General features: G+C 67.7%; 24 protein-coding genes. 9 read left to right on the forward strand and 15 right to left on the reverse strand.

Annotated elements, in window-relative coordinates; genetic code table 11:
• Positions 1–36: 36 nt before the first annotated feature.
• Complete coding sequence (locus DIE04_RS25795; protein WP_124522650.1) at positions 37–960, reverse strand: DMT family transporter; 924 nt, start codon at positions 958–960, stop codon at positions 37–39.
• A 41-nt stretch (positions 961–1,001) separates the two neighbouring features.
• A complete protein-coding gene (locus tag DIE04_RS25800; RefSeq protein WP_124486442.1) occupies positions 1,002–1,859 on the reverse strand; it encodes a LysR family transcriptional regulator in 858 nt (285 codons plus the stop codon).
• 109 nt (positions 1,860–1,968) lie between these two features.
• Here DIE04_RS25800 and DIE04_RS25805 point away from each other — a divergent pair, with 109 nt between their 5' ends.
• From DIE04_RS25805 to DIE04_RS25815, 3 genes are all read left to right on the forward strand, one after another.
• Positions 1,969–2,352 (forward strand): tautomerase family protein, encoded by a 384-nt coding sequence (locus tag DIE04_RS25805; RefSeq protein WP_124486441.1) that lies wholly within the window; start codon positions 1,969–1,971, stop codon positions 2,350–2,352.
• 139 nt (positions 2,353–2,491) lie between these two features.
• Positions 2,492–4,129 carry a CHAD domain-containing protein gene (locus DIE04_RS25810; protein ID WP_124523268.1) on the forward strand — a complete coding sequence of 546 codons (1,638 nt, stop codon included), beginning with the start codon at positions 2,492–2,494 and terminating at the stop codon, positions 4,127–4,129.
• 48 nt (positions 4,130–4,177) lie between these two features.
• Positions 4,178–5,023, forward strand: coding sequence for a TOBE domain-containing protein (locus DIE04_RS25815; protein ID WP_124486439.1), 846 nt, complete (start codon positions 4,178–4,180; stop codon positions 5,021–5,023).
• A 182-nt stretch (positions 5,024–5,205) separates the two neighbouring features.
• Here the strand turns inward: DIE04_RS25815 and DIE04_RS25820 are convergent, their stop codons facing one another.
• From DIE04_RS25820 to DIE04_RS25835, 4 genes are all read right to left on the reverse strand, one after another.
• Positions 5,206–5,907: a sulfate/molybdate ABC transporter ATP-binding protein gene (locus tag DIE04_RS25820; RefSeq protein ID WP_124486438.1), complete on the reverse strand. Its 702-nt coding sequence runs from the start codon at positions 5,905–5,907 to the stop codon at positions 5,206–5,208.
• A 106-nt stretch (positions 5,908–6,013) separates the two neighbouring features.
• A complete protein-coding gene (gene modB, locus DIE04_RS25825; protein WP_124486496.1) occupies positions 6,014–6,691 on the reverse strand; it encodes a molybdate ABC transporter permease subunit in 678 nt (225 codons plus the stop codon).
• A gap of 10 nt (positions 6,692–6,701) precedes the next feature.
• The gene (modA, locus tag DIE04_RS25830) at positions 6,702–7,499 is read right to left on the reverse strand and encodes a molybdate ABC transporter substrate-binding protein (RefSeq protein WP_124486437.1); all 798 of its coding nucleotides are present in this window, start codon (positions 7,497–7,499) and stop codon (positions 6,702–6,704) included.
• A 136-nt stretch (positions 7,500–7,635) separates the two neighbouring features.
• Positions 7,636–8,334 (reverse strand): phosphatase PAP2 family protein, encoded by a 699-nt coding sequence (locus tag DIE04_RS25835; RefSeq protein ID WP_124486436.1) that lies wholly within the window; start codon positions 8,332–8,334, stop codon positions 7,636–7,638.
• A gap of 248 nt (positions 8,335–8,582) precedes the next feature.
• Between DIE04_RS25835 and DIE04_RS25840 the strand changes: the two genes are divergently transcribed.
• Together DIE04_RS25840 and DIE04_RS25845 are read left to right on the forward strand one after the other, a co-directional pair.
• Complete coding sequence (locus tag DIE04_RS25840; RefSeq protein ID WP_124523270.1) at positions 8,583–9,677, forward strand: PHB depolymerase family esterase; 1,095 nt, start codon at positions 8,583–8,585, stop codon at positions 9,675–9,677.
• Between the two features lie 96 nt (positions 9,678–9,773).
• The gene (locus tag DIE04_RS25845; RefSeq protein WP_006753395.1) at positions 9,774–9,950 is read left to right on the forward strand and encodes a DUF3563 family protein; all 177 of its coding nucleotides are present in this window, start codon (positions 9,774–9,776) and stop codon (positions 9,948–9,950) included.
• A 108-nt stretch (positions 9,951–10,058) separates the two neighbouring features.
• Here DIE04_RS25845 and DIE04_RS25850 read toward each other — a convergent pair whose 3' ends face one another.
• The 5 genes from DIE04_RS25850 to DIE04_RS25870 all read right to left on the reverse strand — a co-directional run bounded on the left by DIE04_RS25850 (position 10,059) and on the right by DIE04_RS25870 (position 13,557).
• Positions 10,059–10,478, reverse strand: coding sequence for an organic hydroperoxide resistance protein (locus DIE04_RS25850; RefSeq protein ID WP_040139352.1), 420 nt, complete (start codon positions 10,476–10,478; stop codon positions 10,059–10,061).
• A gap of 153 nt (positions 10,479–10,631) precedes the next feature.
• Positions 10,632–11,084, reverse strand: a complete 453-nt coding sequence (locus tag DIE04_RS25855; protein ID WP_124523272.1) for a MarR family winged helix-turn-helix transcriptional regulator — start codon at positions 11,082–11,084, stop codon at positions 10,632–10,634.
• 159 nt (positions 11,085–11,243) lie between these two features.
• On the reverse strand, positions 11,244–12,053 hold the full coding sequence (locus DIE04_RS25860; RefSeq protein ID WP_124486434.1) for a BPSS1780 family membrane protein: 810 nt from the start codon (positions 12,051–12,053) through the stop codon (positions 11,244–11,246).
• Positions 12,044–13,042 carry a homoserine kinase gene (locus DIE04_RS25865; protein ID WP_124523274.1) on the reverse strand — a complete coding sequence of 333 codons (999 nt, stop codon included), beginning with the start codon at positions 13,040–13,042 and terminating at the stop codon, positions 12,044–12,046. The genes DIE04_RS25860 and DIE04_RS25865 overlap by 10 nt, the downstream gene beginning before the upstream one ends.
• Positions 13,043–13,149: 107 nt before the next feature.
• A complete protein-coding gene (locus DIE04_RS25870; RefSeq protein WP_044845262.1) occupies positions 13,150–13,557 on the reverse strand; it encodes a hypothetical protein in 408 nt (135 codons plus the stop codon).
• 140 nt (positions 13,558–13,697) lie between these two features.
• Between DIE04_RS25870 and DIE04_RS25875 the strand changes: the two genes are divergently transcribed.
• Positions 13,698–15,224, forward strand: coding sequence for an AMP nucleosidase (locus DIE04_RS25875; RefSeq protein WP_044845316.1), 1,527 nt, complete (start codon positions 13,698–13,700; stop codon positions 15,222–15,224).
• Between the two features lie 119 nt (positions 15,225–15,343).
• On the opposite strand, the gene DIE04_RS25880 is transcribed toward DIE04_RS25875, so the two are convergent.
• Both DIE04_RS25880 and DIE04_RS25885 read right to left on the reverse strand, forming a co-directional pair.
• The gene (locus DIE04_RS25880) at positions 15,344–15,634 is read right to left on the reverse strand and encodes a hypothetical protein (RefSeq protein ID WP_044845263.1); all 291 of its coding nucleotides are present in this window, start codon (positions 15,632–15,634) and stop codon (positions 15,344–15,346) included.
• 394 nt (positions 15,635–16,028) lie between these two features.
• On the reverse strand, positions 16,029–16,787 hold the full coding sequence (locus DIE04_RS25885) for a TIGR00730 family Rossman fold protein (RefSeq protein ID WP_044845264.1): 759 nt from the start codon (positions 16,785–16,787) through the stop codon (positions 16,029–16,031).
• Position 16,788: 1 nt separating this feature from the next.
• Here DIE04_RS25885 and polA point away from each other — a divergent pair, with 1 nt between their 5' ends.
• From polA to DIE04_RS25900, 3 genes are all read left to right on the forward strand, one after another.
• Positions 16,789–19,542 (forward strand): DNA polymerase I, encoded by a 2,754-nt coding sequence (polA, locus tag DIE04_RS25890; RefSeq protein ID WP_124523276.1) that lies wholly within the window; start codon positions 16,789–16,791, stop codon positions 19,540–19,542.
• Between the two features lie 280 nt (positions 19,543–19,822).
• Positions 19,823–21,157: an NAD(P)/FAD-dependent oxidoreductase gene (locus tag DIE04_RS25895; protein WP_044845266.1), complete on the forward strand. Its 1,335-nt coding sequence runs from the start codon at positions 19,823–19,825 to the stop codon at positions 21,155–21,157.
• A gap of 438 nt (positions 21,158–21,595) precedes the next feature.
• On the forward strand, positions 21,596–22,471 hold the full coding sequence (locus DIE04_RS25900) for a dienelactone hydrolase family protein (RefSeq protein WP_124486431.1): 876 nt from the start codon (positions 21,596–21,598) through the stop codon (positions 22,469–22,471).
• A gap of 49 nt (positions 22,472–22,520) precedes the next feature.
• On the opposite strand, the gene DIE04_RS25905 is transcribed toward DIE04_RS25900, so the two are convergent.
• Both DIE04_RS25905 and DIE04_RS25910 read right to left on the reverse strand, forming a co-directional pair.
• Positions 22,521–23,390, reverse strand: coding sequence for a sulfurtransferase (locus tag DIE04_RS25905; RefSeq protein ID WP_124486430.1), 870 nt, complete (start codon positions 23,388–23,390; stop codon positions 22,521–22,523).
• Between the two features lie 116 nt (positions 23,391–23,506).
• Positions 23,507–24,613, reverse strand: coding sequence for an aromatic ring-hydroxylating dioxygenase subunit alpha (locus tag DIE04_RS25910; protein ID WP_044845269.1), 1,107 nt, complete (start codon positions 24,611–24,613; stop codon positions 23,507–23,509).
• Between the last annotated feature and the right edge of the window lie 28 nt (positions 24,614–24,641).

Here is a 24,641-nt window from a genome sequence, read left to right on the forward strand (position 1 = left end):
AAAGCACGCGAACCGCCATTATAGGGATCGTGCGTGTCACGCCGGCAGCGCGTCCTCGTCCTTTTTCCGTGCGTCGCCGTTCGGCAGCAACTGGCAGGCGAGCAGGCCGGCGAGCATCAGCGCGCAGCCGACCAGCGCGCGCAGCGTCAGCGTCTCGCCGAGCGCGGCCCAGCCGGCGATGGCCGCGAACACTCCCTCCATGCTGAAGATCACGGCCGCGTGCGCCGGCGCCGCATCGCGCTGCGCGACGACCTGCAGCGTATAGCCGACGCCGACCGACAGCAGCCCGCCGTACAGCAGCGTCGGCAGCGCGCGCTTCAGCATCGCGAGGTTGACCGGTTCGATCGCGAGGCCGGCCGCGAGGCACAGCACGCCGCACGCGACGAATTGCAGGAACGCGAGCACGAGCGGATCGTGCCGCTTCGCGAAATGGCCGACGGTCATCACGTGCGCGGCGATGACCACGGCGCCCGCGAGCTGGAACCAGTCGCCGTAGAGCACCGAGAAATGCTCGTCGATGCTGAGGAAGTACAGGCCGATCGCCGCGAGCAGCGCGCCGAACCACGTGCCGGCGCCGATCCGGTGGCGGACGAACACGCCCATCAGCGGCACGATCACGACGTACAGCGAGCTGATGAAGCCCGCGTTCGCGACCCGCGTGTACTGCAGGCCGACCTGCTGCAGCGAGATCGATACGGCGAGCAGCACGCCGAGCGCGAGGCCCGGCGAGAGCAGGGCCGGCTCGCGGCGAATCGCCGCGAACTGCGCGCGCGAGCCCGCGTTGACCATCAGCAGCGGGAGCAGCACCAGCGCGCCGAGCAGGAAGCGCAGCCCCGTGAACAGGAACGGCCCGATCACGTCGAGGCTCAGTCGTTGCGCGACGAACGCCGAGCCCCAGATCGCGGCGGCGGCGAGCATCAGCAGGTTGGCACGGAGGTGCTTGCGGGCGTCGGGTTTCATCGGAATTCGTCAGGGGATTGCGGGCAGCGGAACCGCGTAGTTTACGCCGAGATTGCAAGGCTGTCGGAAAACCTGCGAAGTGCGGCCGCCGCGCGGGCGTCGCGCACGCGTGAATACAGCACGACCTGCGAATGCGGCAGCGGCGGCAGGCCGAATTTCGTGCCGACGTCGACCAGCGTGCGCGGCGCGACCCGCCGGGCCAGCGGGCAGACCGCGAGCCCGGCCGCGGCGGCGGCCGTGACCGCCGCGACGCCGCCGCCCGTAAAGCGCTCGCGCCACGGCCGCCCCGCATGCTCGAGCGCACGCAGCGCGGCGGCCCGCACGCCGCACGGCCCGGCCAGCACCGCGAGCGGCAGCGGCTCGCCCGCGCGCGGCGCCCAGTCGGGCGCGGCGAGCCATGCGAGCGGTTCGGTGAACAGCAGCGTGCCGTCGTCGCGCGGCGGATCCTCGCCCGGTTCGTGTCGCACGATCGCCGCGTCGAGCCGCCGTTCGTCGTATTGCGCGAGCAGGCTCGCCGACATGCCCAGGTGCATCTCCAGCGACAGCCCGGGATCCTGCCGGTGCAGGCTCGTCAGTACGGCCGGCAGGTCGGGCACCGCGACGTGCTCGCTGACACCGAGCGACAGGCGGTGCGTGCCGGCCGAAATCGCGCCGAGCGCCTGGTCGTGCGCGTCGAGCAGCGCGCGGGCGGCCGGCAGGAAGTTCTCGCCGTCCGCCGCCAGCTTGACGACGCGCGGCGTGCGTGCGAGCAGCGGCTTGCCGAGGTGCGCTTCGAGCCGCTTCAGCTTCAGGCTGACGGCCGATTGCGTGGTGCCGAGCGCGTCGGCGGCGCGCGTGAAACTCGCGAGATCGGCGACCAGCACGAATGCGCGCACAGCATCGAGGTCGAGGACTTTCATTGCAAATGTAAATGAATGAAATATCGGATGATGACTGTTCATTATAGCTCCGCGCGCCTAACCTGACCTTGCGTTTCCGATTCTCAACGTCACCGAAAGGAGCAGCACCATGCCATTCACCCGTATCGCCGTGCGCGAAGGCAAACCGGCCGCCTACCGTGCGGCGCTCGTCGACGGCGTGCACCGCGCGCTGATGCATACGTTCAACGTGCCCGAAGACGACATCTTCATGGTCGTGACCGAGCATTCGGCCGAGAACTTCTTCTTCGGCCGCCACTACCTCGACATCGAACGCAGCGACGATCTGGTGATGGTCCAGATCACGGCGAACAACACGCGTACGCTCGAGCAGAAACAGGCGCTGTACCGGACCATCGCCGAGAATCTCGCGCGGCAGCCCGGCGTGCGGCCGCAGGACGTCTTCATCAGTCTCGTCGAAGTGCTGAAGGAGGACTGGTCGTTCGGCAACGGCATCGCGCAATACGCCGTCTGATACGTCGTTTGATGCGTGACACGGGCGACAGGGCCAGATCGTCGCCAGCGCATATTGGCCGCGTGTACTATGGAAGCTGCTTCACGGACGACGCCGGCACGGAGGACGTGCCGGCGATTCTTCATGTGCAGGAGCCTCCATGTCGCGTGTGCTGGAAATCGTGTTGTGCCTGTCGCTGGAAGGTTGGCCGGTCAGGGCGGGAAGCCGGGCCCGTGGTGAGCAGCGCGACTTCGGCGCCGAACTCGTCCGTGCGTGGCGGATCTGTCCGCAGGTGCGGATGCGGCGCGGCCAGGAACGCGTGACGATCGAGCCATGCCAGGTCGAGGAAGCCGAGCCGAGCCCCGGCGAGTGCTGGTGGACGTGGATCGAGTCGAACGCGCACGGGCGGCGGGTCGTCGCGTCGCGCACGAAGGCATTCGCGCCCGGCGTCGTGGAGCGCGAACTGTTCGATGCCGAACACGCGGGCATCGCGGTGGCCACGCCCGCATCGGCGCCGATCGCCGATGCGGATGCGGATGCCCCGCAGGCGACCGGCGAGGGCGACCGCGTGACGCCCGACGCCGTTGCCGAAGCGGCGCTCGCCGCATCGTCCGGGCCGGCGCCGCTGCGGCTCGTCAGCGAGCGGCGGCGCGGGCGCTGGGCGGACGACAGCGGCGTGGTGGTCGAGATGACGCTCGACGACATCATTCTGCACCGTGGCACCGAACCACCGCGCCGCCATGTCGAGCTGCGCCTCGCGGCGCCCGACTGGGAAACCGTCGCCGCGCGCACGGCCGCGCTGCGCGCGCTGTTCGCCGCCGCGCGCGAGCTCAGCGGCGCATGGCCCGCGTTCGTGCAGCTCACCAGCGTGATCGATCGCGCGTGCGCGGGCGAGCCCGCCGTCGCCGGGCCGGTCAAGGCGCAACTCGTCGACCTGACCGGCATCCGCACGCAGCGGGCCGCGCTGTTCGCGCTGTCCGGCGACATTGCCACGCAATGGCTCGGCAACGAGGGCGGTGTGCTCGATCGCGACGATCCCGAGTTCGTGCACCAGATGCGCGTCGCGCTGCGCCGGCTGCGCACGCTGATGCGCTTCTTTCCACGCTTCGCGGACGAGCAATGGAAGAACACGTTCGGCGCCGACTTGCGCTGGGTCGCGTCGCTGCTCGGCACGGTGCGCGACTGGGACGTGTTCTCGACCGAAAGCCTGCCCGCGCTGATCGCGGCCGACGGCGGCAGCGCCGACTGGGACGGCACGCTCGACGCCGCGCGCGTCCAGGCGACGGCGGCGCGCGTCGAATTGCGCCAGGCGTTGCATTCGGCGCGCTATGCGCGCCTGACGCTCGGCTGGCTCGAATGGCTGAGCGCGCTCGCGCTGCCGCCGGCCGCCGGCGACGACGACACGCCGTCGCTGCGGCGCCACGCGACCAAGCGCGTGCGGCGGCTGTTCGGTCACCTGTATGCATCGCCGTCGCTCACGTCGCTCGACACGGCCGCGCGGCACCAGGTGCGGATCGACGCGAAGCGGCTGCGCTACGCGCTCGAGTTCTTCGCGTCGCTGGCCTCGCGCCGCACGCGCAACGAAACGGTCAAGACGCTCGCGCGCGTGCAGAGCGTGCTCGGCGAGGCGAACGACACGATCGTCGCGCTGCATCATCTCGAGCAACTGGCGGCGCCCGCGTACCAGCTCGGTTTCGTGCGCGGCTACGGTGCGGCGCTCGAGCAACGCGCCGCGCGCGACGCCGAGGCGCTGCTCGCGAGCCTGCGCCCGCCGAAGCTCGACGGCAAGCCGCGTTGAGCGGCGCGCGCTCACTATAATGGCCACCCGTTTTCTTCCGACAGACCGATGAGCGACGCATCGCCTCCTTCCTCTTCCGCCGGGCCGCTCGAACTGGGCGGCGAACTGTGGCTGCGCGCGGGCGAGCAGACGCTCGGCGGCGCCACCCGCATCGCGCTGCTCGCGGCGATCGGCGACACCGGGTCGATCACGCGCGCGGCAAAGGCCGTCGGGCTCAGCTACAAGGCCGCGTGGGAGGCGATCGATACGATGAACAACCTGGCCGGCGAGCCGCTCGTGACGCGCTCGACGGGCGGCAAGGGCGGCGGCGGCACGACGCTGACGCCGCGCGCGACGTCGCTGATCGCCGCGTTCCGCACGATCGAGCGCGAGCATCGCCGCTTCATCGACGCCGCGAGCGCGGCGGTGTCCGGCTTCGACGTCGACTGGGCGCTGATCGGCCGGATCGGGATGAAGACGAGCGCGCGCAACCAGTGGTTCGGCAAGGTCGAGTCGATCGTGCGCGGCACGGTGAACGACGAGGTGACGCTCGTGCTGCCGGGCGGGCAGGCGATCGTCGCGGTGCTGACGCACGAAAGCGCCGACGCGCTCGGCCTGCAGCCGGGCGCGGATGCGTGCGCGCTCGTGAAGGCGTCGTGGGTCGTGCTGGCGGTCGACGACGACGGCGGAGCCGACGCGACCTTGAAGGTGTCCGCACGCAACCAGTTGCACGGGACGGTCGAAACGGTCACGGCGGGCGCGGTGAACAGCGAGGTGACGCTGGCGCTCGACGGTGGCGGGACGCTCACGGCCGTGGTCACGAACGACAGTGTCGGCGCGTTGCAACTCGACGCCGGCCGGCGGGCGATCGCGCTGTTCAAGGCATCGAGCGTGATTCTCGCGGTGACGGGCTGATCGCACGACGGCGGCGCGCGCCGTCCCTGTCGATGACCGTGGGCGGACGCGGCGAAACCGGCGCCGCCCGACATGCACGAGGCGCCGGCTTCGATCCCGTTTTCAGCTCGTTCCAGCTTCTGCCGCCCGTGCGGCTTCTCTCAGGCTCAAACGTGGCCGCGTGGGCCACCGCCTTCGCGCGATCACGTGACGCGCGTCGGCCACTCGGCGTGCGGCGTTGCGGCCTGCACGCGTCCTTCGCTCAATTGCACGACCTGGTCGCCGAACGCGGCGACGTCGTCGGGATCGTGCGAGATGAGCACCATCGGGATATCGAGCCGCGCCTGCAGTTCGGCGAGCTCGTGGCGCATGCGCTGGCGCAGCGCGCCGTCGAGCGCCGCGAACGGCTCGTCGAGCAGCAGGATGTGCGGCTGCGCGACCAGCGCGCGGGCAAGCGCGACGCGCTGTTTCTGCCCGCCCGACAACTGCGACGGGAATTGCCCGGCGAGCGTGTCGAGCTCGAACGCCTGCAGCCAGTACGCGACTTCGGGCGGCACCGCCTTCGCACGCGGGTTGCGCAGGCCCGGCGTGAGCCCGAACGCGATGTTCTGGCGCACGTTCAGGTGCGGAAACAGCGCATAGTCCTGGAACAGATACGCGACGCGGCGTGCACGGGTCGGCACGTCGATGCCGCGCGCGGAATCGAACAGCGTTTCGCCGTTCAGCGTGATCGTGCCTTCGTCGGGTGACAGCAAGCCGGCGATCGCCTGCAGCGTCATGCTCTTGCCGGCGCCGGACGGCCCGAACAGCACGACGCGCTGCGTGCCGGCCGTAAACGACACATCGAGCGTGAAGCGGCGCTCGGCGTTCGCGTAGGTCTTGCGGATATCGACGGCGACGCTCATGCGGGCCTCCGTCGTGCCGCGCCGTGCGTGCGCGAAACCGCCCGCCCGACGGGACGGCGTGTTGCCGCGACCGGTGCCGCGCAGCGGTGCGGATGCGGCCGGCGCGTCATGTCGGCTGGCTCCGTCCGGCACGCGACGGCACGAGCCAGCCGGTCGCGAGCAGCACGAGCACGCAGGTGATCGACGTCACCAGCACGAGGAAGTTGGCCGTGCTGTCGTCGCCGGCCTGCACCGCCGCATAGATCGCGACCGACAGCGTCTGCGTGCGGCCGGGCAGGTTGCCCGCGATCATCAGCGTCGCGCCGAATTCGCCGAGCGCGCGCGCGAAGGCAAGCAGCGCGCCGGCCAGGATGCCGCGCGTGGCGAGCGGCAGCGTCACGCGGAAGAACACCGCGGCTTCGCCGAGCCCGAGCGTGCGTGCCGCGCGCTCGAGATGCGGATCGACGCTTTCGAACGCGGTGCGCGCCGATTTCAGGATCAGCGGAAACGCGACGACCATCGACGCGATGACCGCGCCCTGCCACGTGAAGACGAGTTCGATGCCGAGCGTGTCGAGCCACGCGCCGAACACGCCGTGCCGGCCGAGCAGCACGAGCAGGTAATAGCCGAGCACCGTCGGCGGCAACACGAGCGGCAGCGTCAGCAGCGAATCGACCACGTCGCGCAGCGGCGAGCGCCAGCGCGCGAGCACGAAGGCGGCGGCGACGCCGAGCACGATGTCGAGCGCGGTCGCCCAGCCGGCGACCTTCAGCGACAACAGCAGTGGTACCCAGGCGTCCTGCATCATGCTGCGCTCACTTGCCCGCGGGCTTGAAACCGAAGGTCGCCAGCACGGCCTGGCCCTGCGGCGACGCGACGAAGTCGATGAACGACTGCGCCTGCGCGGCATGGCGGCTGTCCTTGACCACCGCGATCGGATAGGTGATGGCCGTCTGCGTCGGCACGGTCAGCGCGACCTTCACGCGGCCCGGCATGATCGCCGCGTCGGTGCCGAACACGAAGCCCGCGTCGACTTCGCCGCGCGCGACGTAATCGAGGCTCTGGCGCACGTTGGCGGCCAGTACGCCCTTCGCGCTGACGGCGTCCCACACGCCTGCCGCGCGCAGCGCGCCTTCGGTGTAGCGGCCGACCGGCACCGACGCCGGGTCGCCGTACGCGATGCGCTTCACGCCGGGCGCTGCCAGGTCGTTCAGCGACGTCGGCGCGGCCGCACGGCTGTCCGCCGGCACGATCAGCACGAGCGAGTTCGCCGCGAAATCGCGGCGCGTGCCCGGCACGATGACCTTTTCGCTGACCGCGCGATCCATCGCCTTCTGGTCCGCCGAGGCGAACACGTCGGCCGGTGCACCCTTGGCGATCTGCTGCATCAACACGTCCGACGCGCCGAAGTTGAACAGCACCTTGGTGTCCGGATGTTGCTTCTGGAACGCATCGCCGACGGCCTTGAACGCGTTCGTCAGGCTCGCGGCCGCCGACACGACCAGTTCGTCGGCAGCGCAAGCCGGCGCGCTGAACGCGATGCCCGCGGCAAGCGCGGCGAGCGGCAGCAGGCGGAGCAGGGTGCGGCGAAGCGGGCGAACGGTCGAGCGCATGGTCGGGGCGTTTGAATGGTTGGAAACCGTAATCGTAATATAGGGCGGGTTATAACGCTCGACATACCGTTCATGCGATGGCGCGCATGAGGATCTTCAGACTTGAACGGTGACCGGATGACGTGCGTGCGGCCCGTCACGCGTGCAGCAGCGGCTGCGACGAATCGGTGCGCTGCAGCGACGACGGCTGCGATGCCGGCCGGTAGTTCGGATTCGCTTTCCAGCGGGCGCGGACGAACGGCCGCTCGTGCCCCGACAGCTCCAGCGCGACCTTGGTGACCCAGCGGTGCGACGGCACCGTGATGCCGTGCAGCGCGACGGTGACGAGCGCGAGGCTCGCGACGACCGCCGCCACCGACCAGCGGTGCGGTACCGCGTGCCACGAGCCGGCGATGAACGCCAGCGCGGCGATCGCGCCGACGATGCAGCCGGTGATCGATTCGGACGGCGAATGCGCGTCGAGCGCGACGCGCGACACGCCGACCGCGATGCCGGCCGCGAGCCCGAGCGCGATGCCGGCGATCCGCACCGGCGTGCGCGTGCGGATCAGCGCGAGGAAGATCGCGACGGGATAGACCGACGTCGACAGCATCGCGTGGCCGCTGAATCCCGTGAAATCCCACGCGCGGATGCCGATTCCCCAGCCGAGGAAGGCGATCTTCGTGAGCGCGACGACCCCGATCGCGGCCGCGAGCACGCCGAGCCACGCGGCCGCGCGCTGCCACGAGTAGCCGAGCGCGAGCCATACGGCGATCGTGATCGCGAGCGGCAAGGTCAGGCCGGCGCCACCGAACGCGGTGATCGTGATCCACAGGTGAGAGGGCAGGTCGAACATCGGGAGGGGAACGAGCAGGGGCGGAACGAATGCTTAAATCAACGCGCGAGCCGGGAAGAACGACTACAACGGATACAAGCGGCCAAACCCCAGTATAGCGCCGCGTGTGTTCGAGGCCCGTTTTTTGCGCCGAGGGGAACTCTCCGCGCGCAGGAAAAATCCCAGAAACAATGTTATGGTGCATTGCACAAAGTCGAATGATGCACCCCGTGTCGTATCCCTGTTTTTCCTGACTGCGAGCCCGATTGATGACCAAAAGTCTGACGAAGGTATGGCTAGGCGGCATGAAACGAATGCTGTCTCCGGCCGCCAAACGCGCGGCGCGCGAGGCCCAGCGGATCGCGCGCGATACGCTCGAGGCCGCCGCATCGCCCGCCGCAACCGATCTGTCCCCGCCACGTGAGTCGCGCGTGCGTCCGCGCGCGGCCGCCTGGGCGGCCGGCGAGTGGACGCGCGGCGAGCATCCGATGGCGCCCGCGCTGGGCCGCCTGGTCCAGCAGCTCGCCTATGGCCTGTACGTCCCGCCTGGCCGCCGGCGCGGCGCGATACCGCTGGTCGTGATGCTGCACGGCTGCCAGCAATCGGTCGACGAGTTCGCGCAGGGCACCCGGATGAACCTGCTGGCCGACAAGTACGGTTTCGCGGTGCTGTATCCGGAGCAGTCGCTGCGTGCGCATGCGCACGGCTGCTGGCACTGGTATGAAGACACCGACCGCGCGGGCCGCGGCGAGGCGGATGCGGTCGCGTCGCTCGTCGATGCGCTCGTCGACGAGCACGGCTTCGATGCATCGCGCGTCTACGTCGCCGGGCTGTCTGCCGGCGCGGGGCTGGCGGCGCTGCTCGCGCTGCATCACCCGGACCGCTTCGCGGCGGTCGCGCTGCATTCGGGCCCCGCGCTCGGCGAGGCGAATTCCGGGATCAGCGCGATGGACGTGATGCGGCGCGGCCTGCGGCAGAACCCGGCTGCGGTGGTCGACACGCTGGTCGACACCGGGGCCTATCCGGGCATGCCGGTGCTGATCGTGCAGGGCGACGGCGACCATGTCGTCGCACCGAAGAATGCGGACCAGCTGACGGTGCAGTTCATGCGCCTGAACGGGCTCGCGGACAGCCGCGGCGCGCTGCGCGGCGGCGAGCGGGTGGAGACGCGCGAGGCCGGCGCGCAGATCACCGACGTACGTCGCGACGGCGAGTCGATCGTGCGGCTCTGTCACGTGAAAGGGCTCGATCATGCATGGTCGGGCGGCGACGAGGCGGTGCCGTTCCACGCGGCGGTAGGCCCCGATGCGAGCGCAATGATCTGGGCCTTTTTCGAAGAGAATCGCCGCACTGTGGCGACCTGACGACGCACCTTCCGATCGACGCTGGCCAAAGGCTAGGGTTTTCCCTATAATTCGGGAAAACCCTAGTCAAAGAACCTTTGGATTGCGAGATCGACCATGTACCTGCTGAGCCACCTCTTCCTGATGCTGACCAAGAACGCTGAAAAGGCCGCGAAAGAGCGCGCCGACGCGTACCTTTCCGAAGCAACCGACATCTACGATCTCGAATTCCGCATGCGCAAGATCGATCGCGAAGCGGCGATGAACCGTCCGTTCTCGTTCGGCTCGCGTTAAGCAGCGCAGCGCGGGCCGGCATGTCAGCCGGTCCGGCGAATCACGCAAAAGGGCGTGTGCGGCAAGCAGCCGCACACGCCCTTTTTGCATTCAACGTCGTGCGTCGCGTCAGACGACCGTCAGGCGCACCGGCACGTTGTTGCGGGTCGCGTTCGAGTACGGGCACACGTGGTGCGCCTTGTCGACCAGCGCCTGCGCATCGGCCTTGTCGAGCCCCGGCAGCGACACGCGCAGTTCGATGTCGAGCCCGAAGCCGCCTGCGTCGTTCGGGCCGATGCCCACTTCCGCGGTCACTTGCGTGTCGGCCGGCAGCGTCTGCTTGTTCTGGCCCGCGACGAATTTCATCGCGCTGAGGAAACAGGCCGAGTAACCTGCGGCAAACAACTGTTCCGGGTTCGTGCCCTCCGCGCCCGTGCCGCCGAGTTCGCGCGGCGCGGCCAGCTTCACTTCCAGCCTGTTGTCGGCGGATACCGCGCGGCCGTCGCGGCCGCCCGTGCTCGTGGCGCTGGTCTTGTACAGAATGTTCATGGTGCAGCTCCTGTCGGAAGAATGGGAGGAAGCGGTCCGGTCGGACGGGTGTCGCCGGCCACGAGCAAAATATAGAACACAAATGATTTGTGTGCAAATGAAATTTTGAAGAAAAGGCCCGGCAGTGCCGAGCCGTTTGCGACCGCGGGTTCGTCAGCCTTCGTTGGCCGCCGACAGCGCGTGGCGCAACTGCTGGAGATCCGCGCGCAGCCTGACCAGGAACTCGGGCGTTTGCTGCATCGCGCAAAAGAGATCGGCGGGCACCGAGCGCGCCTTGTCCTTCAGCGCGCGGCCTACCGTCGTCAAGCGCACGTTGACGATGCGCTCGTCGGTGACGCTGCGCACGCGTTCGACGTAGCCGAGTGCCTCGAGCCGCTTCAGCAGCGGCGTGACGGTGGCCGGATCGAGGTCGAGGCGGGCGGCGATGTCCTTTACGGCGATATCGTCGCGCTCCCACAGCACGAGCATCGCCAGATATTGGGGATAGGTCAGCGACAGCTTGTCGAGCAGCGGCTTGTACGCCTTCGTCATCGCATGCGATGTCGAGTAGAGCGCGAAGCACAGTTGCTCGTCGAGCGTCTGGGGCAGCGGGGGCAGGCGGTCCATGATTCGGGCGGCGCGGCGGACGCGCTAACGATTTGTACGCAAATTATTTTGCGCGCAAAAGATTCGGTTGAACAGGGGTGGGGCGTGGCGCCGGGGATCCGCGCCGGGCCGGCCGGGAGGAGGGATGGACGGCCGGCGGCGGGCGCCGGCCGAACGGCGTCAGCGGCCGGTGGTGGGCGTCGCGGCGCCCGGTTCCTGCACGCCGAAGCAGCCGCGATAGGTCGCGTAGAACGAGCAGTACATCATCGTGACGATGAGGATCGTCACCGGCATCATGATCGTCAGCACATAGGCGCCGGCGCCGAGCGCCTGCAGCAGCAGCGACAGGCCGAACGACGTGCCGAGCGCGACGCCGAACCACAGCAGCCCGTACACGACGAATGCGCCGCGATTGCGCCAGCAGCTGACGATGCTGAAGAACAGCGCCTTGGCGGGCGGAATGTCGTGCCACGCGGTGAGCACCGGCGCGAACCAGAACAGCATCGCGACCGGCGCGTAGAGCAGCGTCGCCAGCAGCAGCGCGCCGAGCGTGCCTTGCGCGGCGAGCGTTTCCGGCGTCGGACTCGCTTCGTTCGTGGCGCCGAGCATCATCTGGAGCAGCCCGCCGCCGTCCACGAGGGACGACGCGGCGAACACCAGCACCATCAGCGCGACATAGACCACGCCGAGCACGAGCAGCCGCTGCGTCGTCGCGGTGCCGTACGAGCGGAAGCCGTCGATGAGGATCGTCGGCATCACTGGCTTGCCAGCCACCGTGTCGCGGCATGCCGCCATGAAGCCGACCGCGATGCCGGGGATGAACAGCAGCGGCAGCGCCGCGCCGATCACCGGCACCATCGACACCAGCGTGATCGCCAGCAGGTACGTGAAAAACAGCGTGATGAACGCGAGCGGGTTCCGGCGGAACAGCCAGATGCCTTGTCGGAACCAGACATAGCCCGCTTTCGCGGGCACTTCGATCAGTTGCATGCGGTATGGGTCTCGGGAAGCGCGGGCGTGTGGACGATACGCTCACGCAGGATGCGTTCGAAATGACCGGGGTCGTGCGGTTTGAGCATTTCGGCCGCGCGCGGCAGGTAGAAGTCGTACAGGCGCGACACCCAGAAGCGGTACGCGCCCGCGCGCAGCATGTCGCTCCAGTGGCGGCGTTCCTCGGCCGTGAACGGCCGGACCGTCTGGTAGGCGCGCACCAGCGCATCGGTGCGCGCGACGTCGAGCACGCCCGTCGCGAGGTCGACGCACCAGTCGTTGACGGTGACCGCGACGTCGAACAGCCATTTGTCGCAGCCCGCGAAATAGAAATCGAAGAAGCCGCCGAGCCGTACGTCATGACCGGTGCCGGGCGCCGCGTGCGCGAACAGCACGTTGTCGCGGAACAGGTCGCAGTGGCACGGGCCGCCCGGCAGCGCCGCGTAGTCGTCCGACGCGAAGAACGCGGCCTGGTGCGCGAGTTCGTCCTCGAGCAGCGTGCGCTGCGCGTCGGAAACGAACGGGACGATCGCCGGCACGTTCTCCTGCCACCACGGCAGGCTGCGCAGGTTCGGCTGGTGACGCGCATAGTCGCGCCCCGCGAGGTGCAGGCGCGCGAGCATCTGCCCGACCTCGATGCAGTGTTCGACCCCCGGCGCGAGTTCGGCGGCGCCGTCGAGCTTCGTGACGATCGCCGCCGGCTTGCCGTGCAGCTCGCCGAAGAGTGCGCCGTCGTCGCGCGGGACCGGATCCGGCACCGGCACGCCGTGGCTCGCCAGATGGCGCATCAGGTCGAGGTAGAACGGCAGCTGTTCCGCCGTCAGCTTTTCGAAGATCGTCAGGACGTACTCGCCGCGCGTCGTCGTCAGGAAGAAGTTGCTGTTTTCGATGCCGGACGGAATGCCGCGGAACGCCAGCACGTCGCCCAGTTCGTAGTGGCGCATCCATTGCGCGAGATCGGAGTCGGAAACAGCGGTGAAAACGGCCATGCGAGATGCGTCTGGTCAGTTGTCGGCACGCGCGCGGCGTGCGGCGCGACAGGAGGTGAAGGGAATGCCGGCGCGCCGCGTCGGGACCGACGCGGCGCGGCAGGAAATCAGTAGCGCAGGTTGACCGACGGCAGGCGCGTGATCGGGACGCCCGCGTCGTGCGGCTTCGGCGACGTGTCGAGCGTCGAGCTCATCTGGTAGCGCGTGCCGAAGTTCGACTTCACGTCGATTTCGACCGGCTTGCCGCGATCGCGATACTCGGTGACCTCGGTGCCGCTCTTGCTCTTTGCGTGGAAGCTCGGCGTGCGGCGGATGTCGGCGAAGTCGACCTTCGACGTGACTTCGGCGCCCGGCCGGTTGATCTTGCGGAGATCGGGCAGGCCGGCGGCCTCGTTGGCCTCGGCCCGGGCCTGCGCGTCGGCGTCGGGCGTGCCGCCGGCGGCGTAAGCGGCGCCGGCAGCGGCAAACGTGCCCGCGAACACGGCGGCAGCGGCGACGAGAATGAGCGGCTTCATGATGAGTCTCCAGTGAACCTTCCGATTTTAGCAAATACTGCGCGCGGCCCGGCCCTCGCGTGCAAGCGGCGTGCAAGCGAGTGGCCATGAGCATGACCGGGTTCCGTGGTAATGTCGTTCGATCAGACGAGGTGATGAAAATGAAGAACGATTTGAGCCGCCGGCATCGGGTGCTGACGCCCGAGAGTCCGCCCGTCGAAGCATTCGACGATTCCGTCGCCGCCGTCGCGCGGCTGTCGGCCATCTACGACACCAACACGGGCTTCCTGCGCGATGCCTTCGCGCGTTATCGCCGCCACGAACCGATCACCGAGCACGTGCGTGCGTGCTATCCGTTCGTGCGGATTCGTACCGACGTCAACACGCACGTCGATTCGCGCCGTTCGTACGGTTTCGTCGCGGGTCCCGGCGTGTTCGAGACGACCGTCACGCGCCCCGACCTGTTCGCGAACTACTATCGCGAGCAACTGCGCCTGCTGTCGAAGAATCACCATGTGAAGATCGAGATCGGCGTGTCGTCGCAGCCGATTCCGGTTCACTTCGCGTTTCCCGAAGGCATCCACCTCGAAGGCGAGCTCGACCGCGACCGCCTGCTCGCGATGCGCGACATCTTCGACACGCCCGACCTGTCGTACCTCGACGACCGCATCGTCAACGGCACGTTCGAGCCGGCGCCCGGCGAGCCGCATCCGCTCGCGCTGTTCACCGCCGCGCGCGTCGACTTCTCGCTGCACCGGCTGCGTCACTACACGGCGACGTCGCCCACGCATTTCCAGAACTACGTGCTCTACACGAACTACCAGTTCTACATCGACGAATTCGTGAAGCTCGGCCGCACGATGATGACGGAGAGCGACGATCCCGAGGTGCGCGCGTACCGCAGCCAGTACAGCGCGTTCGTCGAGCCGGGCGACGTCATCACGTACAACGCGAACCTCGGCAGCGAGCCGGCCGAGGGCGCCGCGCCGCCGCGGCTGCCGCAGATGCCTGCATATCACCTGAAGCGCGCGGACGGCAGCGGGATCACGATGGTCAACATCGGTGTCGGCCCGTCGAACGCGAAGACGATCACCGATCACATCGCGGTGCTGCGACCGCACGCGTGGGTGATGCTCGGCCACTGCGCGGGCCTGCGCAACACGCAGCGCCTCGGCGACTACGTGCTCGCGCACGGTTACGTGCGCGAGGATCACGTGCTGGATGCGGACCTGCCGCTGTGGGTGCCGATCCCGGCGCTCGCCGAAGTGCAGCTCGCGCTCGAGCGCGGCGTGGCCGAGGTCACCCGTCTCGAAGGCGCCGAACTGAAGCGCGTGATGCGCACGGGCACGGTCGCGAGCGTCGACAACCGCAACTGGGAGCTGCGCGATCACCGCGAACCCGTGCAGCGGCTGTCGCAGAGCCGCGCGATCGCGCTCGACATGGAAAGCGCGACGATCGCCGCGAACGGGTTCCGGTTCCGCGTGCCGTACGGCACGCTGCTGTGCGTGTCCGACAAGCCGCTGCACGGCGAGCTGAAGCTGCCGGGCATGGCCGACACGTTCTATCGCGGGCAGGTCGACCAGCATCTGCAGATCGGCGTGAAGGCGATGGAGATCCTGCGCACGAACGGGCTCGACAAGCTGCATAGCCGCAAGCTGCGGAGTTTTGCGGAAGTGGCGTTCCAGTGATGTGAACGCCGCGCAAGCCGCGGGCGTAACGACAAAGGCCGCACGCGAACTTTCGTTCACGTGCGGCCTTGTTCTTTGTCCTGCAGTGCGCGAGCCCGATCGAACCCGCACTCGGATGCTCAGCACTCACCCTTCTTCGCGTGTCCCGGCGGGCAGTGGTAGCCGCCGTGACCATGATGGCGCTCGTGATCTTCCCACTCGCGGCGTTCCCAGTAGCGGCGGCCGTCCCAGTAACGATCGCCGTGCCAGCCGACGATGACCGCGGGAGCCGGTGCGACCACGACAGGCGCGGGCGCGACGACGACCGGCGCAGGCGTGCCGATGTTGACGTCGACGTTGACGGCGTGGGCGAGGCCGGACAGCGAAACACCGAGGCCGGCGAAGGCGAGGGCGATCAGCGAACGTTTCATGTTGTTTTCCGTGATGTCGTTGTCAAAAGGCCGGCGCGACGCGATGGACGCGAGGGGGGATCGTTCCACCGGGGGGACGCCACGCCGACAAGAGGCAGTGTGCGGGCGCCGCACGGAAAAGGCGAGCGGCATTTGTTACGGCAGATTGACGTCGGGCCGGCCGGCTGGACCGATGGACGGCAGCGTGATTTGACAATGGTCGGTCCCGGGCGTGGCACGCGTCGAAGGCGTTGTGCGGCACCGGCCGCCCGAATTTGACATTCGACGGTGCGTCGCCGCGTTGCGGGATTAACGCGGCGTTACAAAATGACGCGCGGCAGGTGGCGGAATCGCCATGCCTGCCGCGCGGGAAGCGGGATGCCGGCCGCGACGGCCGGCCATCGAGCCGATCGAATTACAGATAGAACATGCGGTCTTCTTCGGGCCGCGGCGGATGATCGTCGCCGTCCGCGCCTTCTTCCTCGCCGCTGTCCTCGTAGAACGCGAGCACGGCGTCGAGCACCTGGTCGGGATCGTCGATCACCTGCATCAGGTCCATGTCTTCCGGATTGATGAGGCCGTTCGGGATCAACTGGTCGCGGAACCATTGCAGCAGCCCCTGCCAGAACGTGCTGCCGACGAGAATGATCGGCACGAGGCGCGACTTCTTCGTCTGGATCAGCGTGAGCACTTCGGACAGTTCGTCGAGCGTGCCGAAGCCGCCCGGCATCACGATCACCGCGTCGGAGTTCTTCACGAACGTGACCTTGCGCGTGAAGAAGTGGCGGAAGCGCAGCGAGATGTCCTGGTAGTGGTTGCCGGCCTGTTCGTGCGGCAGCTCGATGTTCAGGCCGACCGACGGCGCCTTGCCGGCGTGCGCGCCCTTGTTCGCGGCTTCCATGATGCCGGGGCCGCCGCCGGAGATCACCGCGAAGCCGGCGTCGGACAGCTTGCGCGCGATCTGCACGGCCAACTTGTAGTGCGGCGTATCGGGCTTCAGACGGGCAGAACCGTAGATGCTGACGGCCGGGCGGATCTCCGACAGGTACTCGGTCGCCTCGATAAACTCTGCCATAATCGTGAACATCTGCCACGATGCGCGCGCCTTCTTGGCCGTCGCGCGTTCTTGATCTGCGAGCGAACGCAGACTCGGAATCACTTTTCTCTTGTTCATAATGCCTGAAGAACGAAATCTGGAAGGTAAGACCCTGCTATTGGTTGACGGTTCGAGCTATCTGTATCGGGCTTACCATGCGATGCCTGATTTGCGTGGCCCTGGCGGGGAGCCGACCGGAGCGCTCTACGGAATCATCAACATGCTGCGTCGTATGCGCAAGGAAGTCAGTGCAGAGTATAGCGCTTGCGTGTTCGATGCAAAGGGCAAGACGTTCCGCGACGACCTTTATGCCGACTATAAGGCAAACCGTCCGTCGATGCCGCCCGATCTTGCATTGCAGGTCGAACCGATTCACGGCGCCGTGCGCGCGCTCGGCTGGCCGCTGCTGATGGTCGAGGGCGTCGAGGCCGACGACGTGATCGGCACGCTCGCACGCGAAGCCGAACGGCACGGGATGAACGTGATCGTATCGACCGGCGACAAGGACCTCGCGCAACTCGTCACCGATCACGTCACGCTCGTCAACACGATGACCAACGAGACGCTCGATCGCGACGGCGTGGTCGCGAAGTTCGGCGTGCCGCCCGAGCGGATCATCGACTACCTCGCGCTGATCGGCGACACCGTCGACAACGTGCCCGGCGTCGAGAAGTGCGGGCCGAAGACGGCCGTGAAGTGGCTGTCGCAATACGACAGCCTCGACGGCGTGATCGAACACGCAGGCGAGATCAAGGGGGTGGTCGGCGACAACCTGCGCCGCGCGCTCGACTTCCTGCCGCTCGGCCGCAAGCTCGTGACCGTCGACACGGCCTGCGATCTCGCGCCGCATCTCGAATCGATCGAAGCGTCGCTGAAGAGCGACGGCGAAGCACGCGACCTGCTGCGCGACATCTTCGCGCGCTACGGCTTCAAGACGTGGCTGCGCGAAGTCGACAGCGCGCCCGCCGAAGGCGGCGGCGCCGATGCGCCGGAAGGTGACCCCGCCCCGGTGGTGGCCGCAGACATCGTCCGCGAGTACGACACGATCCAGACCTGGGAGCAGTTCGACGCATGGTTCGCGAAGATCGACGCGGCCGCGCTGACCGCGTTCGACACCGAAACCACGTCGCTCGACCCGATGACCGCGCGGCTCGTCGGCCTGTCGTTCTCGGTCGAGCCGGGCAAGGCCGCATATCTTCCGGTCGCGCATCGCGGTCCCGACCTGCCCGAGCAGCTGCCGATCGACGACGTGCTCGCGCGCCTGAAGCCGTGGCTCGAATCGGCCGACCGCAAGAAGGTCGGCCAGCATCTGAAGTACGACGCGCAGGTGCTCGCGAACTACGACATCGCGCTGAACGGCATCGAGCACGACACGCTGCTCGAATCGTACGTGCTCGAATCGCACCGGACGCACGACATGGACAGCCTCGCGCTGCGTCATCTGGGCGTCAAGACGATCAAGTATGAAGACGTGGCCGGCAAGGGCGCGAAGCAGATCGGCTTCGACGAAGTGGCGCTCGAGCAGGCCGCGGCGTATGCGGCCGAGGATGCGGACATCACGCTGCAGCTGCATCAGGCGCTGTATCCGCAGGTCGCGCGCGAGGCGGGCCTCGAGCGCGTGTATCGCGAGATCGAGATGCCGGTGTCGCTCGTTCTGCGCAAGATGGAGCGCACCGGCGTGCTGATCGACGACGCACGCCTGCAGGCGCAAAGCAGCGAGATCGCGACGCGGCTCATCGAGCTCGAGGGCCAGGCGTACGAACTGGCGGGCGGCGAGTTCAATCTCGGCTCGCCGAAGCAGATCGGGCAGATCTTCTTCGAGAAGCTGCAGTTGCCGGTCGTGAAGAAGACGCCGAGCGGCGCACCGTCGACCGACGAGGAAGTGCTGCAGAAGCTCGCCGAGGATTACCCGCTGCCGAAGCTGCTGCTCGAGCATCGCGGGCTGTCGAAGCTGAAGTCGACCTACACCGACAAGCTGCCGCGCATGGTGAATCCCGCAACGGGCCGCGTGCACACGAACTATGCGCAGGCGGTCGCGGTCACGGGCCGTCTCGCGTCGAACGATCCCAATCTTCAGAACATTCCGGTGCGCACGGCCGAAGGCCGGCGGATCCGCGAGGCGTTCATCGCATCGCCGGGGCACCGCATCGTGTCGGCCGACTATTCGCAGATCGAGCTGCGGATCATGGCGCACATTTCCGGCGACGCGTCGCTGCTGCGCGCGTTCTCGCAGGGCGAGGACATCCACCGCGCAACCGCCGCCGAAGTGTTCGGCGTGACGCCGCTGGAGGTCAATTCCGACCAGCGCCGGATCGCGAAGGTGATCAACTTCGGGCTCATCTACGGGATGAGCGCGTTCGGCCTCGCGTCGAACCTCGGCATCACGCGCGATGCGGCGAAGCTCTACATCGACCGCTATTTCGCGCGCTACCCGGGCGTCGCGCAGTACATGGAAAACACGCGCGCGGTGGCGAAGGAGAAGGGCTACGTCGAAACCGTTTTCGGCCGCCGCCTGTGGCTGCCGGAGATCAACGGCGGCAACGGCCCGCGCCGTCAGGCCGCCGAGCGCGCCGCCATCAACGCACCGATGCAGGGCACGGCGGCCGACCTGATCAAGCTGTCGATGATCGCGGTGGACGACTGGCTCACGCGCGACCGGCTCGCGTCACGGATGATCATGCAGGTGCACGACGAACTGGTGCTCGAGGTGCCCGACGCAGAACTGTCGCTCGTGCGCGAGAAGCTGCCGGAAATGATGTGCGGCGTGGCGAAGCTGAAGGTGCCGCTGGTCGCCGAAGTGGGCGCCGGCGCGAACTGGGAAGAGGCACACTGACGCACCCCCGTGCGATTCCCGTTTCCCGCGGCATATTGTTGCAGGGATGCTGAATATCGAGATGGTTTGCTTGTGGTCAACGCGCAAGCTCCCGGACAATGCAAGTCAGTCAGGTCATTGTCGCGGGGGCAGCGCGCCCCGTGTTCCGGCATCGGACGCATCGAAGTGTTTCGAACTGCACATCGATGATGTCCGAACCGGTTAATCCAACGGGCGGCGCGAACGCATCGCGTCTGCCTCGTGCGGCGGCAGCAGTTTCGAATCGCAAAGGGGGAATCAGATGCATCGGATCATCATCGTAGGCGGCGGCGCAGGCGGCCTGGAACTGGCGACGCGGCTCGGCGACCGTTACGGCGCGCGCGGCAATCGTCCCGCACGTGCGCTCGTCACGCTCGTCGACCGCAATCCGACCCACATCTGGAAGCCGTTGCTGCACGAGGTCGCGGCCGGCAGCATGGACCCGTTCACGCAGGAGCTCGAATACGCGGCGCAGGCGCGCTGGCATGGCTTCGAGTTTCAGCAGGGCGAACTGACCGCGCTCGACCGCACGGCGAAGCGCATCACGCTGTCGCCCGTCAACGACAGCGACGGCGCGGAGCTGCTGCCGGCGCGCGACCTGGAATACGACACGCTCGTGATCGCGATCGGCAGCACGACGCACTTCTTCGGCGTGCAGGGCGCGGCCGAAAACGCGATCGCGCTCGATACGGTCGGCGAGGCCGAGCGCTTCCGCAAGCGCCTGATCGCCGCGTGCATGCGCGCCGAGCATCAGGCGCCGGCGCAGCCCGCGCCCGGGGCGGCGGCCGAACCGCGCATCCAGGTCGTGATCGTCGGTGGCGGCGCGACGGGCGTCGAGTTGTCCGCCGAGCTGCGCAATACCGCGCAGGTGCTGTCCGTCTACGGGCTGCACAAGCTCGACCCGCAGCACGACGTCGGCATCGTGCTGATCGAATCGGGGCCGCGGATTCTGCCCGCGCTGCAGGAGCGCGTATCGACGGCAACGGCCGAGCTGCTCGAAAAGCTCGGCGTGCGCTTGATGCTCGCCGAGCGCGTGACCGAAGTCGCGCCGGGTTTCGTGCACACCGCGAGCGGCAAGACGGTGCGTGCGGATCTCACGGTCTGGGCGGCCGGCATCAAGGCGCCGTCCGTGCTGTCGAATCTCGACGGCCTGCAGGTCAACAAGCTCGGCCAGCTCGACGTGCGCCGCACGCTGCAGACCTTCACCGACGACAACGTATTCGCGCTCGGCGATTGCGCGGCCTGCGTATGGCCCGGCAACGAGCGCAACGTGCCGCCGCGCGCGCAGGCGGCGCACCAGCAGGCGAGCTTCCTGCTGAAGGCGATCGGTTGCCGGCTCGACGGGCGTTCGCTGCCGGAATTCACGTATCGCGATTTCGGATCGCTCGTGTCGCTCGGTCATTTCAGCGCGGTCGGCAACCTGATGGGCGGGCTGATCGGCGGCAACATGCTGATCGAAGGGCTGTTCGCGCGCTTCATGTACATGTCGCTGTACCGGCTGCACATCGCGGCGCTGCACGGCTATCCGCGCATGATGCTCGATACGGTCGCGCATTGGCTGCGCCGCACGACGCTGCCGCGCGTCAAGCTGCACTGACGCGGCCGCACGTTCGTGCGCCGGGCGGGCAGGAAATGCGCATCGCGCGCATTTCCTGCCCGTTGTCGTTTCAAGTGCAGGGTGGTCGTGCGTTCGCGTGCCGGGCCTGTTTATTGCGCATCTCTATTGCGCGTCGTTTCGTGCCGACCCGCAAGCATTCGAGCGCGTGAAGGCGCTTGCCGCATGTGCGCCGCGGATGAACTTGCCGGGCCGGATCGCGGTTGTCGATACCGTTACGGACGCCGCCGGATTACGCCTTCGTAATCGAGTCTTACACATCTGACAGTTGACGTGACAACGGATTATTGGGCATCTTGTGCGGGTTTCCGCTTGCGGCGGAGTGTCAACCGCCGCGACATCCGCGCCGTCCGCCGGCGCGATGCCCCGTCAGGTCCAAGCCATGACCGTGACGGCGGCGCCCAATCGAGGAGTGCATTCATGTTGAAACCCGAAGTCGACAGCCTGGTTCCCCGTGTTCCGTTCTCGCGCCGCAAGTTCATGCAGGCCGCGCTGGGCGGCACCTTCGCGGCGGCCGTGCTGCCCGTGTCGGCGCAGACGATCACGACCGACAGCGCCGGGCTGGACGTCGACACCATCGAGATCCGCTCGGGCGACGCGAGCATCCCCGCGTATCGCGCGCAGCCGGTCGGCAAGACGAACCTGCCGGTCGTCATCGTGATCCACGAGGTCTTCGGCGTGCATGCGCATATCGCCGACGTCTGCCGTCGCTTCGCGAAGCTCGGCTATCTCGCGATCGCGCCCGACCTGTTCGCGCGCCAGGGCGACGCGTCGAAGTATCCGACCATCCAGGCGCTCGTCGACAACATCGTCAACAAGGTGCCGGACCGTCAGGTCACCGAGGATCTCGATGCGACCGTCGCGTGGGCCGGCAAGAACGGCGGCGACCTGTCGCGTCTCGGCGTGACGGGATTCTGCTGGGGCGGCCGCCAGGCGTGGCTGTATGCGGAGCACAATCCGCACGTGCTGGCGGCCGTCGCGTGGTACGGGTTCGTCGAAGGCAAGACCGACGAGATGACACCGTTCAATCCGGTCGACCATGCGTCGTTGCTGAAGGTGCCGGTGCTCGGGCTGTACGGCGAGAAGGATACGAACATCACGCAGGCGGCGCTCGCGAACATGCGCAAGGCGATCCAGGCGAGCGATTCGAAGCTCGCGCGCCAATCGGAGATCGTCGTCTATCCGGATGCCGGTCATGCGTTCTTCGCCGATTACCGGCCGAGTTACGTGAAGGGCGATGCCGAGGACGGCTGGAAGCGCGCGATCGAGTGGTTCCACAAGTACGGCGTGATGTAAGCGACGAGGCGGCAGATGCCGTCGCCTCGTCGACGTGTCGCGCCGGTGCTTACGGGTTCGGGCCGGTCGCGATCGGCCGCGACGGATCGGCGCTCCATTCGCTCCACGAGCCCGGATACAGCGACGCACCGTGAAGCCCGGCGATCTCGAGCGCGAGTGCGTTGTGGCACGCGGTCACGCCGGATCCGCATTGCAGGATCGCGTTGTTCGGTTCGGTGCCGGCCAGCAGCGCGGTGAACGTCTCGCGCAGTTCGTGGCCGGTCTTGAAGCGGCCGTCGGCAGCCAGATTGTCCTTGAAGAACCGGTTGCGTGCGCCGGGAATATGGCCGCCGACACGATCGATCGTTTCGTTTTCGCCGCGATAGCGATCCGGCGCGCGCGCATCGATCACGACGCGCTGGGCCGACGTCACGTTCGCGAGCACGGCCGCCGCGTCGACCGTCGATTCGAGCGGGGCTGCCGCGCGGAAGTCGCCGGCGGCCGGGTGCGGCACGTCGGCGGTCAGCGGCTGGCCGGCTGCTTCCCATGCCTGCAGGCCGCCGTCGAGCACCGCGACGGAATCGTGCCCGAGCCAGCGCAGCAGCCACCACAGGCGCGCCGCATAGGCGCCGCCGTGTGCGTCATAGGCGACGACCTGCTGGCCCTGCTTGACGCCGCGGCTGGCGAGCAGCGTGGCGAGCGCGTCGCGGGTCGGCAGCGGATGGCGGCCGTTGGTGCCGGTCTTGCGGCCGGACAGGTCGCGGTCGAGATGGAGATACTGTGCGCCCGCGATATGGCCGGCAGCGTAGGCGGCTTCGCCTGCGCCCGGATCGGCGAGATCGAAGCGGCAGTCGAACACGGCAACGCTGCCCGGCGCCGCGGCCAGGCGCTCGGCGAGATTGGTTGCTGAGATGAGCGTGGTGTAGTGGGTATGTGGCATGACGGCTCCCTGGAGTGCAAACGGCCTGATACTCCAAGTCTAAACAAAAAAAGACGGGCCGGAACCCGTCTTTTCATATGCCGAATGCCGTGCGGCGCGCAAGCACCGCGCGCAGGTCAGAGATCGCCGAGATGGCGGCGCAGGAACTCGTGGAAGTGCTGCATGCCGTCTTCCATCGGGCTCTGGTACGGGCCGACCTGCGATTCGCCGCGCGCCATCAGTGCACGGCGGCCTGCGTCCATCCGCATCGCGATTTCGTCGTCCTCGATGGCCGTTTCCATATAGGCGGCGCGCTCGGCCTCGACGAACTCGCGCTCGAACAGCGCGATTTCCTCGGGGTAGTAGAACTCGACGATGTTGGTCGTCTTCTGCGGGCCGCGCGGAATCAGCCACGACACGACGAGCACGTGCGGATACCACTCGATCATCAGGCCCGGGTAGTAGACCATCCAGATCGCGCCGAACTCCGGCGGCACGCCGTTGCGGAACTTGAGCACCTGCTCGTGCCAAGTCTTGTAGGTCGCGCTGCCCGGTTTCGCGAGCGCGTTGTGCACGCCGACCGTCTGCACGCTGTACCAGTCGCCGAACTCCCATTTGAGATCGTCGCACGACACGAAGCTGCCGAGGCCCGGGTGGAACGGGACGACGTGGTAATCCTCGAGGTAGACCTCGATGAACGTCTTCCAGTTGTAATCGCACTCGTGCACTTCGACGTGATCGAAGTGATACTCGGAGAAGTCGAAGTGATGCTTCGTGCCGAGGTTCGCGAGATCGCGCGCGACGTTGCGGCCTTCGGCCTCGAACAGCAGCCCCTGCCAGTTCTGCAGCGGGCTCTTGCCGAGGTTCAGGCACGGCTTGTCGGGGAAGTGCGGCGCGCCGAGCAACTGGCCTTCCAGATCGTACGTCCAGCGGTGCAGCGGACACACGATGTTCTGCGTGTGGCCGCGCCCGTTCAGCATGATCGCCTGCCGGTGGCGGCACACGTTCGACAGCAGTTCGATCTGGTTCGCCGGGTTGCGGACCAGCACGCGGCCTTCCTTCTCGGACGGCAGCGCAAAATAATCCCCCGCCTCGGGCACCATCAACTCGTGCCCGACGTAACGAGGTCCTTTCTTGAAGAGGGTTTCGATCTCGCGCTCGAGCAGCGCCTCATCGAAGTATGCAGTGACTGGAAGCTGGCTGTGAGCCGACTTCAACTGAAGCGCATCGCTCAGATTGGACATTCCCACTCCCGGTGTTAGCGTGAAAGCA

This window comes from Burkholderia sp. Bp8994 (assembly GCF_003853805.1).
GTDB lineage: Bacteria > Pseudomonadota > Gammaproteobacteria > Burkholderiales > Burkholderiaceae > Burkholderia.